Origin of the sequence: Acetobacter tropicalis, assembly GCF_030644465.1 — a bacterium.
Taxonomy (GTDB): Bacteria; Pseudomonadota; Alphaproteobacteria; order Acetobacterales; family Acetobacteraceae; genus Acetobacter; species Acetobacter tropicalis.
The window spans coordinates 3051623-3062924 of the sequence record NZ_JAUYUW010000001.1 but is presented as its reverse complement, the minus strand read 5'-3'; the positions used below and the strand labels follow the sequence as shown (position 1 = coordinate 3062924).

The window sequence follows — 11302 nt, the reverse complement described above, 5'->3', positions numbered from 1 at the left end:
GGCGGTTGCCTTGTAGGGTGACGGTCAGGGTATCTCGCGGACTAATTGAAGCTGTGGATACCGGAAAAGCCATTTTTTCTTTCTCACCCGTTCGTCAAAAACCGGCTTCTTTGCGCCTTGAAAAGAGGGGCCGGGCCTCAACGTCAACTGAAAAAGATCCGTCAGCCCAAACGGCGCATTCACCTCTATGTGTCCATCATTATTCAGGCGTACAGCAATCGCTGTTGCTGTTTCCGGCCAATGGCGCATGGCATGCGCCACATTTGTATAAGGGGCATCATGATTGCGGATATGCATCCGTGCCTGATTTTTTACCGACCACCGTCTCTCAGGTGCCTGCTTCCGCAAGGCCCGTTCTATCAAGCCGTCCGTTGCCACCTGTGTTTGCCCGGCATCAAACCACACAACATCACTATCGCCCCAAGGGGACATCATAGAAAGACCATGCAGGGAATCCCACACGGCATCACGGACAAAACCGGCGGCCACCCAACAGTCTGGTAAGGTGAGAGCCTTTACCAGATGCAAACACTTCATCCTGACAGGATCATTCTGAAGAATAGCTATCAGGTTTTCTTTATACTGTGGGTTCAAGAATTTATTTTCTAGATAAAGTATTTTCTCTTCTCATACTTTTCTACGCGCAGATCGGGGCACCATCCGCAATGCCAGAACACAGATAGCAATAACAGTATAAATAAACGGCTCTACATGCCAGGTTTTAAACGCGATGCTATAATGAATACAGGCAAAAATCATGGCCAGATAAGCCAACTTATGCAGGGGGGCCCATTTTCGACCCAATGCCCGGATAGCACGCCGCGTAGAGGTGGACGCCAATGCAGCCAAGATCAGAAAAGTCAGCACACCAAAGGTCAAAAATGGACGGGAGCTGAAGTCCTGCCACAGGATATGCGTATCAAGATGCCGTGCGACAACAACATAAAAAAAGACATGCAACGCTGCATAGGTAAACGCCAGCAACCCCAAAGGCCGCCGATACAGCATGATATCCACGCCTACAAAACGCTTGAGCGGTGTGACAGCCAGAGAGACCAACAAAAAACGAAACGCATATCGCCCGAAATCATGCAGGCACGCCGAAGTGGGATTAGGTCCCAGTGTTCCCGCCATGCCCTGCGCAATATCCATAGCCGCCGGAAGCAGAAAAAACAGATACAGCAAAACCTGCCGCGTGACAGGCGAAAAACGGGAACGCCTGCGGCGCGGGGACGGTATAGAAGACATGCGGCTTAAAAATCCTTCCGTAAGTCCATTCCCTGATACAGGTCCGCCACCTGCTCAGCATAACCATTGAAAAGCTGCGTTGGTTTTCTGGCCGTACGGAACAGGCTGCCCTCGCCGATAATCTGTTCGCTCGCCTGGCTCCAGCGGGGATGATCCACCGCAGGATTCACGTTGGCATAAAATCCATATTCTTCCGGCGCCATCAGGTTCCAGCTTGTAGGGGGTTGTCTGTCCGTTACGGTAATGCGCGTAATGGATTTAATTCCTTTAAATCCGTACTTCCACGGCACCACCAACCGAATGGGAGCGCCATTCTGAGTGGGTAGCGTTTCGCCATAGACCCCTGTTGCCAACAATGTGAGAGGATGCATAGCCTCATCCAGCCGCAATCCCTCTACATAAGGCCATTTCAGCGCAAACAGGCCTCTTCGCTGACCCGGCATTTCAGAAGGACGCAGGACAGAAGTAAACGCCACATATCGTGCACCCATTTTTGGTGCCGCAGCTTTCAATAACGCGGCCAGAGAAAAGCCATTCCACGGAATAACCATGGACCATGCTTCAACACACCGCATGCGATAGAGACGTTCCTCCTGCCCAAACTGTTTGAGCAGATCTTCAAGAGCCCATGTGCGCGGATTATCCACCAGACCATCTATCTGCACACTCCACGGCAGAGGTTTGAACGCACCTGACAATTCGGCAGGATCTCCCTTATCCGTACCAAATTCGTAAAAATTGTTATAGTGTGTAACATCATTCTGAGGTGTGGGTTTTTCTGGTGCGGGCCAGCCGGAGGCGTTCTGTGCCGTCCCGGTAGCAGCCTGTGCAACCTGTTCGCTGCCTGCCAGAGCAAGTGTGGTGCCGACAACCCCGGCCATAACTGCCCGGCGGGACAGAAAATATGAGCGTGGCGTAATTTCTGAAGCCCTCGGTTGAGGGTATCGATAAGCCGCCATAGCTGTAAGCCCTTTAATTCACTATAAAATTACATCTCAGGAAACGGCAGACGCCCCTCAGCCACGCATGCTGGACAAGAAACCCGGCTGGCGTATCTTTCGTTTGTGGCACAAACCAAGGCAGGAAGAGAAAGGATTTATTCAAAAATGACTACTCAACAGACCATTGGCTTTATTGGTTTTGGCGCTATGGCCAGCCGCATGGCTGCCAACCTTGAAAAAGCCGGATACGCAGCCATTGCCTATACTCCCTCCGGCAAAGGTGGAAATGGGAGCACGCCTTTCCTGGCTTCTCCTGCCGAGGTGGCACAGAAAGCAGATATTGTTCTTGTCTGCGTGCCGGATGATGACGCACTGGCGGCCTCCATGTATGGCCCCACAGGCGCATTGGCAGGCATGAAGGCTGATCAGCTTCTGCTCAATACCAGTTCTGTTTCACCGGAAGCAGCGGATGCCCTGTTAAAAGCCGGACAAGAGAAAAACTATGTTGTTATTGACTGTCCGGTTTCCGGCAGCACGCCTGAAGCCGAGGGCGGCAACCTGGTGGTGCTTGCCGGGGGCGAAGATGCTGCCATTGCCCGCGCCAAACCCATTTTTGACGCCATTGGCAAAACCACTATCCATGCAGGGCCGTCTGGCAGCGGCGCACGGCTGAAGCTGGTTATCAACGGCATTATGGGCGCCGGGCTGGCGGCTGTGGCAGAAACCATTGCCTATGGTCTGGCTGCCGGGCTTGACCGCTCCATGCTTTTTGATGCGCTGGATGAAGTGGCCGTGATCTCCCCGCACCACAAACGTAAAATCCGCGCAGCCAAAGCTGGAGATTTCTCCCCGCAGTTCCCAACCCGCCTCATGCAGAAAGATATGCGGCTGCTGATGGATGCCGCAGCCCGTCTGGCTGTACCGGCGCCTACCTTGGCCGCCACCACGCAACAGCTTTCCCTCACCCGCCGCGCCGCCGAAGATGCTGATTATTCCGCTCTGATTGGCGTGATGGAAAAAATTGTCGCCAACGATGCCTGATTGAGGCGCCAGCCATTCTCCCCCATGAGCAATGGCTGGCTCATGCAGGAAAGACCTGATGCAGGACTGGGCCGCTTTACCTTTACAGATAACGGCTATCAGGCATGTTTGCTCATTAAGTAAAGCCCCCTTCTCAGCCTACCTTCAACGCTGCCACCATAACGGCCAGTCTGTCCCCCACTCCACGCGGCAGGCCTGCCTGCCTGCTGTCCCGCCCCAAATCCCGCGCGGCTAACACTGCGGACAACGCGGCAAGACGTGCGTTGCGGGGCAGAGACCGCACATCCGCTTCTACCAGAAACGCATGCCCCTCCTTTATGAGGGCAGCCTCATCACCCGGAAAAAGATACCGGCCGCTCTGCTGCATTCTCGGCCAATGCCGGGCCATGGCTCCTGCACCATATGCCGCACCTGCCGCCTCAATTCGGTCCAACAGGGCTTCATCTTCAATACCAAGAGCTTCTCCCACCGCCCGTTGCAAAGCGCCTGCCCCGTTCCGCATCATGTTCCGCCAAATGCAAACATCCGCTTTCGGCGCAAGTTCAGCTTCACGCGCGTCAATCACCCGGAGCAGAGTGTCCGGCTGGAAGGTGCCGTTTCTGAGAGCCGATATAATCGGAGGGGCTACTTCATGGTCCGGCGCGCGCGTACCTTCCAGCACATCGCGCCACCATTGCAGCCGTACGAATCCTGCCATAGGGCCTGCTACCGCAGCGGACCGCGCAGGTGCCAAGGCCCGCACCAACTCATCATGAAACGCTATCAGCCCAAATACGGCTGGCTGCACCGTATCTGGCAAAAAGCGGGCACACAGGGCCCGGTCAGGATCAACCCGCCTTACACGATCTTCCAATTCCTGCCCCTGCGGCATGGCTGTCAGAGCCTTCTTTTGCTGTCTAGACCCTGTCATTCTGCTCCCGCACCTGTCTTTCCTGCCTCATAGGCATTTTTCACCGTCCATGGACAGATCAGCCCTGCCGCATCCTTTTTCTACCTTATGCGTTAGCAGGACACACCACGCCCATGGGCAAGAATGTGTGAGGCGGCCATTAAGCGGCATTTGTCACGCCGTGGTCCCTTGACGCATCCGCCGTCGCCCCATAGCTCTGGGAGACGGCGCATTTCCGCCCTGATTTTTAACGGAGTATGTCATGGCTTTTGAACTGCCAGCTCTTCCCTATTCCTACAATGCACTGGCCGCACGTGGCATGTGCCAGGAAACGCTTGAACTGCATCATGACAAGCACCATCAGGCTTATGTCACGGCGCTGAACAACTTTGTTTCCGCCAAGCCGGAACTTCAGGGCAAGTCCCTGGATGAAATCATTCTGGCCGTTAAAGGCGACAGCAGCCAGGCTCCTGTCTTCAATAACGCTGGCCAGCATTGGAACCACATTCTGTTCTGGCAGAACCTCTCTCCGGCTGGTGGTGCCATTCCGGACAAACTGGCCGCCAAGATCAACGGTGACTTCGGCAGCGTTGATGCCTTCAAGGAAGAATTCAAGAAGGCCGCCACCACGCAGTTCGGCTCCGGCTGGGCATGGCTGGTTCTGGGTCAGGACGGCAAGCTGGCTGTGACCAAAACGGCCAATGGCTCCAACCCGCTGGCCGAAGGCCAGGGCAAGGTGCTGCTGGGTCTGGACGTGTGGGAACACGCTTACTACCTTGATTTCCGCAACCGTCGCCCGGACTACATCACCAACTACCTGGACAAGCTGGCGAACTATGAATTCGCTGAAGCGCAACTGAGCGCTGCTTGAGTCAAAGCCGGACTCCGCCATCGGAGTCCGGCCCCTCCGGGGCCATAAGCGCCCTTGGTATTATTATTCTCTGATAATTTGATCTTGATGGCGGATTATCCGCTGGCTGCCGCCTTCATGTAATCCAGCGCCTGTTCAAGAAACTGTTCCAGATCAATGTGTGGATCTGTAACCTGCACCAACGGTGTAAGCAGCCCATCAATGGCGAGAATCGCCAGTCCATGCACTTTTCCCCACATCACCGCTTCCGCAATCTGAGGGGCAAACCCTGCCGCTTTGCCACTTGTGCCTGCCCAAGCGCCCAGTAACGCAAAGCTGTCTTCCGCAGCCCCAGCAAAAGCAGGATCGCTTCTGTCTATTGCATCTCCACGAAACATCAGTGTGAACAAGCCCGGATTACGGATGGCAAAATAAATATAGGCCAATCCCGCATCTTTCAGGGACCGAGCCTTCCCCGTTTTTATGGCATGAGCCAGTTCCTCGAACCCTTGGGTGGCAAGTGCTGTCAGCAGACCGCATAAGTTCCCGAAATGCGGCGCTACGGCCATGGGAGACACCCCCACCTGCCGGGTAATGGCCCGCAGTTTCAGCGCACCGACCCCTTGCGTCTCCAGCATTTCCCGCGCTGAAGCCAAGAGGGCAACCCGCAGATTGCCGTGATGATACCCCTCCTTGCCACGCTCCGTTGTCGCTCTGACCATATTTTTTCAGCTTCCCCTCAAACTTTACAGTGTATATTTTTCTTGACACCCATCAAGGCGTCATCAATCTTTACAATGTAAATATGACAGACATACGTCACGTCTCCGTACCCCGCGCCACGAGGAACAGGCACGCCTCAAAGTCGTCAAAGGAATAGTCATGGCCCGCTTTTTTCTTTTTTCCAGAATAGTACTGGATTTCGGAAGTTTGCTGGTGTTCTGGGTGCTGGCCTCGTTTTATTCCGTGCGTATCGCCATTGCTGGCACATTTGTTTTCATTCTGTGTGATGGCGTGCACCGTTATCTGGGCAAGCGGACTTTTCCGCGCTTATGGATTATCAGCAATACACTGGCCATCGTGTTTGGGGTGATTGATCTGATCTCGATCACCCCTTTCATGATCCGGTATGAAGGCGTGCTGACAAACCTGATTATCGCCCTCTCCTTTGCTGTTGGCGCGTTCGGTGCAACTACGCCCATTCAGGAACTGGTAGAGGAACAGCAAGGTTTTCCTTTTCCACCTGAGCGGCAGGAAATCCGTGCTTATTTTAAATCTCTTACGCTTGTCTGGGCTCTCTATTTCGCAGCCAAGGCCATCCTGTATTTCTGGCTTCTAACCTATTTTCCATTGCCCCGCGCCCTGATGCTCCGTTCCGTTATCGGCACTGTCAGTCTTGGCATCATGATTGGCATCAGTTTACAGGGCAGACGCATTTTCCTGCTCTGCCAACGGGCAGGATTTTTCCTGCCGCGCTACAGCACAGAGCCTCAAGCGTGACGTGGGCCGTCCATGCATGTGCTGGAACCAACAACAGGTAGAACAGGGTCATCCACCTGCATGGGCCCCACTTGATGCCATCCTCTGCCGGAAGGTTGCGCTCATCAAACCAATCCATGCGCTGGCACCGTAACCCCATAGCAACCAGGCAGCCCCCAGCCGCGCCACATGATCATCAGCCGCATACAGGGCCGGAAACCAGCGCAGGGCGATACCGTCCATCAGCATGGAATCGGCAATAACTACAAAACATCCGGCAAGACTTTGCTCGGGTGACAGATTCGCCAGTCGACATATCAGCCAGACACAGAAGAACCCCACGGGCAGCGCCGTTATAAAGCCCATTGTTCCCCAGACAGGATCAGTGAACGAGTCTGGAACAAACCGTATGAACAACGTCGCCAGCCCCCAGAAAATGGTCGCCAGAAGAACGCAGATGCAGACCTGCCGGAATGTGAGCGTCATCATCATTTCCCTTCAATGTAGCAGGCACTACATATCACACGTCATGTAGCGCGTGCTACAAGATTCCGATGCACAAGACATCCTCCTCTCCCACCTCGCCAAGCCATCAGTCAGACACGGACCCCACGCTGCGCAAGCAACAGATGATCATGCAGATGGCGGATATCGTGTTGGCAGAAGGGCTCAATAATCTCTCCTTGCGGGCGTTGGCCGCACGGATGGACACAAGCGACCGAATGCTGCTGTATTATTTCAAGACCAAAGATCTTCTGGTCCGTACAGTTCTGGACGAAGTCAATAACCGGCTGACCACCATCCTTGCAGCGCAGAGCACCGGGCCACGTGTAACGGCTACCCAGTTTCTCTCCCGCGTTATGCCCATGGTGTCTGATCCCGCCATTGCGCCTTTCATGCAGATATGGACAGATGTCATTGCCCACGGCGCACGTGGCGTGAAACCGTATGATGACATCGCCCGAACGGTCGTGCGGTCCTGGACCACATGGATAAACAGCCGCCTTGTCTCCAACCCGGAGGAAAGCCCGGAAAATGACGCCGCCCGCGCCACATTTCTGCTGGCATGTGTAGAGGGAATAATGCTTCTGGCTCAGGTCAATCCGGAGGGGTTACAGCCCGGCAAAACAGATATCGCACATATTGTCGGCACCCTGTTTGGAGAGCCCGGCCAGTAACACGCCTGATTTTCTGACTATCAAGCGTGTCGGAATTTTTTTTCTATGATCTCAGTCACTTCCGGCCCGCAGAATAGGCCGGAAGCAGAAGCGCGCAGGGTATAGGACATGCCTTTGCCCTCATTTTCTTCTGGTCAGACCTGCCCACTTCCCTCTTGATTGTTGCAACGAGCGTTCCAATCTTTGTTAGCGAGAAAAGACCATGTTGCCGTTGCCAGAATGGGGCGGTGATACGGCCTTCAGTCGCCTAAGAGAAAGGGACACGAGGGAACTATGGATATCGCAAAATTTACAGAACGGTCACGGGGTTTTCTGCAGGCTGCGCAAACCATCTGCATTCGTGACTTCAACCAGCAGCTCACACCCGAACATCTGCTGAAAGCCATGCTGGATGATGAGGAAGGCGCTGCCTCCTCTCTTATCCGCGCGGCAGGTGGCAAGCCGGAAGCGGTAAAGGCCGCAACGGAACAGGCTTTGGCCAAGCTGCCCAAGGTACAGGGCGGCGGTGCAGGCCAGCCTCAGGCCACACCTGACCTTGTGCGCCTGCTGGATGGAGCCGAACAGGCCGCCCAGAAAGCAGGGGATTCCTTTGTTGCACAGGACCGTCTGCTGATTGGTATTGCCCAGTCTGACACGCCAGCAGGCCGTGCCTTAAAAGAAAACGGCGCAACGCCTGATGCTTTGGAAAAAGCCGTTGCCGCCATCCGTAAAGGACGCACCGTGACCAGCGAAAACGCTGAAGCCAATTTTGATGCCTTGAAAAAATATGCCCGCGATGTGACGGAAGTTGCTCAGGCAGGCAAACTGGACCCTGTTATTGGTCGTGATGAAGAAATTCGTCGTGCCATTCAGGTTCTGGCCCGCCGCAGCAAGAACAACCCCGTGCTGATTGGTGAACCCGGTGTGGGTAAAACGGCCATTGTGGAAGGGCTTGCCCAGCGCATTGTGAACGGTGACGTTCCGGAAGCCCTGAAAAACAAGAAACTGCTCTCACTCGACATGGGCGCTCTGGTAGCAGGTGCCAAATACCGCGGTGAGTTTGAAGAACGCCTGAAAGCCGTGCTGAAAGAGATTGAATCCGCCGAGGGGCAGATCATTCTCTTTATTGATGAAATGCATACGCTGGTGGGCGCTGGCCGGACGGATGGCGCCATGGATGCCTCCAACCTCATCAAGCCGGAACTGGCCCGTGGCACCCTGCACTGCATTGGCGCGACCACGCTGGATGAATATCGCAAATACATTGAAAAGGATGCGGCACTTGCCCGCCGGTTCCAGCCTGTATTTGTGGGTGAGCCTTCGGTTGCGGACACCATCTCCATTCTGCGTGGCATCAAGGAAAAATATGAACTCCATCACGGGGTCCGTATTACGGATGGCGCACTGGTGGCAGCGGCAACGCTTTCCAACCGCTACATCACAGACCGTTTCCTGCCGGATAAAGCTATCGACCTGATTGACGAGGCGGCCAGCCGCCTGCGCATGCAGATTGACAGCAAGCCGGAAGAACTGGACGAACTTGATCGGCGTATCATCCAGCTCAAGATTGAGCGGGAAGCTCTGCGCAAGGAAGATGACAGCGCCAGCAAGGACCGCCTGGAAGCCGTGGAAGCGGAACTGGCCGACCTTGAAGAAAAATCCGATGCCATGAGCGCATCCTGGCATGCGGAAAAAGACCGTGTGAACGCTGTGCAGAAACTTCAGGAACAGCTTGATCAGGCGCGTTCTGAAGTGGAAGTCGCGCAACGTAAAGGCGATCTCGGCAAAGCATCCGAGCTGATGTATGGCGTTATTCCCAACCTTCAGGCCCAGATTGCGCAGGCGCAGGAAACCCAGTCTGAAGCCGGCAAGACCGATCTTGTATCTGAAGCCGTGACAGATCAGGGTGTGGCCTCAGTTGTCTCCCGCTGGACGGGTGTGCCGGTTGACCGCATGCTGGAAGGCGAACGCGCCAAACTGCTCCGTATGGAAGATGAGCTGCGGAAATCCGTGGTTGGTCAGGAACCCGCCCTCAAGGCTGTTTCCAACGCGGTGCGCCGTGCCCGTGCAGGCTTGCAGGACCCCAATCGACCGATTGGCTCCTTCCTGTTCCTCGGCCCAACGGGTGTCGGGAAAACCGAGCTGACCAAAGCGCTGGCCCGCTTCCTGTTTGATGATGAAAAAGCGCTGCTGCGTGTGGACATGAGTGAATTCATGGAAAAACACGCCGTAGCCCGTCTGATTGGTGCCCCTCCGGGCTATGTGGGGTATGAAGAAGGCGGCGTGCTGACAGAAGCTGTGCGGCGGCGGCCGTATCAGGTCATCCTGTTTGACGAAGTTGAAAAAGCCCATGAGGACGTTTTCAACATTCTGCTTCAGGTTCTTGATGATGGTCGCCTGACGGATGGTCAGGGTCGGACAGTGGACTTCCGTAACACCATTATTGTGCTGACCAGTAACCTTGGTTCGGATGTTCTGGCCCATCAGCCAGATGGTGAATCTACGGATATGGTGCAGGCACAGGTCATGAAGGTGGTGCGTGAGCACTTCCGCCCGGAATTCCTGAACCGGCTTGATGAAATCATCCTGTTCTCGCGCTTGCAGAAAGCGGACATGACGAAAATTGTCGATATCCAGATCGGTCGTCTTCAGAAACTGCTGGATGATCGCAAGATTACGCTCAAGCTGGATGAACTGGCCCACGCATGGCTCGCCAATGAAGGGTATGATCCGGTTTACGGTGCTCGTCCGCTCAAACGGGTTATACAGCGCAGCCTGCAGAACCCGCTGGCTGAACTGCTGCTGCAAGGCACCATCCATGATGGTGAAACCATCACCATCTCGGCTAACGGAGATGGGTTGCTGATCAACGGTCAGGAAGCCGCAGCCGTTATGGCCTGATAAGATCAGCCACATATGGCTAGTGAAACGGGAGGGCCTCGGCCTTCCCGTTTTTGTTTGTAGCGCGCAGGTGCCGTATCCTTGCCTTACACGATGAATGCACCACTAACCTGTTTTAAGGAGAGAAGAATGTCAGAACCCGCATGGCTTGTCTGGGCACGTGAAATTCAGGCCATTTCTCAAACCGGGCTGACATACGCCACAGATCCCTTTGACAAAGAACGCTATGAAATGCTGCGGGCTTTATCTGCCCGCATGATGACGGCAGGCAGTGCAGAATTGGAAGATACGCTTCTCACCCTGTTCAGCCAGCAGGATGGATACGCTACCCCCAAGCTGGAAGTACGTGTTGGTGTGTTTGACGCTGAGGGCCGCATTCTGATGGTGCGTGAAGTGCTGGATAAAAACCGGTGGACCGTGCCGGGCGGCTGGACAGATGTGAACCTGACCGCAAGCCAATGTGCCGCCAAGGAAGTGTGGGAAGAAACGGGATACACCGTGCACATAACAAAACTGGCTATGGTGCTTGACCGCTCAACCCAAGACCACCAGCCGCCAGAAGGATTTTCCGTAACCAAGCTTTTCTTTCTGGGCCAAATTACAGGCGGAGAAGCCACAACCAGCGTTGAGACCAGTGAAGTCCGCTTCTTTGCAAAAGATCAGATTCCACAAGATCTTTCTACAGGCCGCATATTACCGCACCAGATTGAACGCCTGTTTGCGCACCGCGCGGACCCAAGCTTGCCCACAGAGTTTGACTGATTACAGAGGAATGTCAGACTCCCACAAGCCTTAA

General features: G+C 54.8%; 12 protein-coding genes. 6 read left to right on the top strand and 6 right to left on the bottom strand.

Annotated features, from left to right (window positions below; translation table 11 throughout):
* Nucleotides 1–24: 24 nt before the first annotated feature.
* The 3 genes from QWU00_RS13870 to msrP all read right to left on the bottom strand — a co-directional run bounded on the left by QWU00_RS13870 (nucleotide 25) and on the right by msrP (nucleotide 2207).
* Nucleotides 25–537: a nucleotidyltransferase family protein gene (locus QWU00_RS13870; protein ID WP_052051409.1), complete on the bottom strand. Its 513-nt coding sequence runs from the start codon at nucleotides 535–537 to the stop codon at nucleotides 25–27.
* A 90-nt stretch (nucleotides 538–627) separates the two neighbouring features.
* Entirely contained in the window at nucleotides 628–1248 is a 621-nt protein-coding gene (locus QWU00_RS13865; RefSeq protein WP_035380977.1) for a protein-methionine-sulfoxide reductase heme-binding subunit MsrQ, read from the bottom strand.
* A gap of 5 nt (nucleotides 1249–1253) precedes the next feature.
* Complete coding sequence (msrP, locus tag QWU00_RS13860) at nucleotides 1254–2207, bottom strand: protein-methionine-sulfoxide reductase catalytic subunit MsrP (protein ID WP_035380979.1); 954 nt, start codon at nucleotides 2205–2207, stop codon at nucleotides 1254–1256.
* A gap of 105 nt (nucleotides 2208–2312) precedes the next feature.
* On the opposite strand from msrP, the gene QWU00_RS13855 reads away from it, so the two are divergent.
* Entirely contained in the window at nucleotides 2313–3230 is a 918-nt protein-coding gene (locus QWU00_RS13855) for an NAD(P)-dependent oxidoreductase (protein ID WP_331280072.1), read from the top strand.
* A 133-nt stretch (nucleotides 3231–3363) separates the two neighbouring features.
* Here the strand turns inward: QWU00_RS13855 and QWU00_RS13850 are convergent, their stop codons facing one another.
* The gene (locus QWU00_RS13850; protein WP_035380983.1) at nucleotides 3364–4140 is read right to left on the bottom strand and encodes a squalene/phytoene synthase family protein; all 777 of its coding nucleotides are present in this window, start codon (nucleotides 4138–4140) and stop codon (nucleotides 3364–3366) included.
* A 241-nt stretch (nucleotides 4141–4381) separates the two neighbouring features.
* Here QWU00_RS13850 and QWU00_RS13845 point away from each other — a divergent pair, with 241 nt between their 5' ends.
* Entirely contained in the window at nucleotides 4382–4990 is a 609-nt protein-coding gene (locus QWU00_RS13845; RefSeq protein WP_035380985.1) for a superoxide dismutase, read from the top strand.
* A gap of 95 nt (nucleotides 4991–5085) precedes the next feature.
* Here QWU00_RS13845 and QWU00_RS13840 read toward each other — a convergent pair whose 3' ends face one another.
* Nucleotides 5086–5691, bottom strand: a complete 606-nt coding sequence (locus QWU00_RS13840; RefSeq protein WP_035380987.1) for a TetR/AcrR family transcriptional regulator — start codon at nucleotides 5689–5691, stop codon at nucleotides 5086–5088.
* A 160-nt stretch (nucleotides 5692–5851) separates the two neighbouring features.
* Here QWU00_RS13840 and QWU00_RS13835 point away from each other — a divergent pair, with 160 nt between their 5' ends.
* Nucleotides 5852–6469, top strand: a complete 618-nt coding sequence (locus QWU00_RS13835) for a septation protein IspZ (protein WP_035380990.1) — start codon at nucleotides 5852–5854, stop codon at nucleotides 6467–6469.
* A gap of 48 nt (nucleotides 6470–6517) precedes the next feature.
* Here the strand turns inward: QWU00_RS13835 and QWU00_RS13830 are convergent, their stop codons facing one another.
* Entirely contained in the window at nucleotides 6518–6940 is a 423-nt protein-coding gene (locus tag QWU00_RS13830; RefSeq protein ID WP_052051410.1) for a DUF5367 family protein, read from the bottom strand.
* Nucleotides 6941–7002: 62 nt separating this feature from the next.
* On the opposite strand from QWU00_RS13830, the gene QWU00_RS13825 reads away from it, so the two are divergent.
* The 3 genes from QWU00_RS13825 (at nucleotide 7003) to QWU00_RS13815 (ending at nucleotide 11268) form a co-directional block, all read left to right on the top strand.
* Nucleotides 7003–7626 carry a TetR/AcrR family transcriptional regulator gene (locus QWU00_RS13825; RefSeq protein ID WP_052051411.1) on the top strand — a complete coding sequence of 208 codons (624 nt, stop codon included), beginning with the start codon at nucleotides 7003–7005 and terminating at the stop codon, nucleotides 7624–7626.
* A 273-nt stretch (nucleotides 7627–7899) separates the two neighbouring features.
* Complete coding sequence (gene clpB, locus QWU00_RS13820) at nucleotides 7900–10506, top strand: ATP-dependent chaperone ClpB (RefSeq protein WP_035380992.1); 2607 nt, start codon at nucleotides 7900–7902, stop codon at nucleotides 10504–10506.
* A 129-nt stretch (nucleotides 10507–10635) separates the two neighbouring features.
* Nucleotides 10636–11268, top strand: a complete 633-nt coding sequence (locus QWU00_RS13815; protein WP_035380994.1) for an NUDIX hydrolase — start codon at nucleotides 10636–10638, stop codon at nucleotides 11266–11268.
* The last annotated feature ends 34 nt before the right edge of the window (nucleotides 11269–11302 follow it).

Excerpts from the sequence above, each read along its gene's own strand:
- QWU00_RS13830 (WP_052051410.1), bottom strand. The coding sequence starts at position 6,940 with ATGATGATGACGCTCACATTCCGGCAGGTCTGCATCTGCGTTCTTCTG.
- QWU00_RS13865 (WP_035380977.1), bottom strand. The coding sequence starts at position 1,248 with ATGTCTTCTATACCGTCCCCGCGCCGCAGGCGTTCCCGTTTTTCGCCT.
- clpB (WP_035380992.1), top strand. The coding sequence starts at position 7,900 with ATGGATATCGCAAAATTTACAGAACGGTCACGGGGTTTTCTGCAGGCT.
- QWU00_RS13825 (WP_052051411.1), top strand. The coding sequence starts at position 7,003 with ATGCACAAGACATCCTCCTCTCCCACCTCGCCAAGCCATCAGTCAGAC.
- QWU00_RS13840 (WP_035380987.1), bottom strand. The coding sequence starts at position 5,691 with ATGGTCAGAGCGACAACGGAGCGTGGCAAGGAGGGGTATCATCACGGC.
- msrP (WP_035380979.1), bottom strand. The coding sequence starts at position 2,207 with ATGGCGGCTTATCGATACCCTCAACCGAGGGCTTCAGAAATTACGCCA.
- QWU00_RS13815 (WP_035380994.1), top strand. The coding sequence starts at position 10,636 with ATGTCAGAACCCGCATGGCTTGTCTGGGCACGTGAAATTCAGGCCATT.
- QWU00_RS13870 (WP_052051409.1), bottom strand. The coding sequence starts at position 537 with ATGAAGTGTTTGCATCTGGTAAAGGCTCTCACCTTACCAGACTGTTGG.
- QWU00_RS13835 (WP_035380990.1), top strand. The coding sequence starts at position 5,852 with ATGGCCCGCTTTTTTCTTTTTTCCAGAATAGTACTGGATTTCGGAAGT.
- QWU00_RS13850 (WP_035380983.1), bottom strand. The coding sequence starts at position 4,140 with ATGACAGGGTCTAGACAGCAAAAGAAGGCTCTGACAGCCATGCCGCAG.
- QWU00_RS13845 (WP_035380985.1), top strand. The coding sequence starts at position 4,382 with ATGGCTTTTGAACTGCCAGCTCTTCCCTATTCCTACAATGCACTGGCC.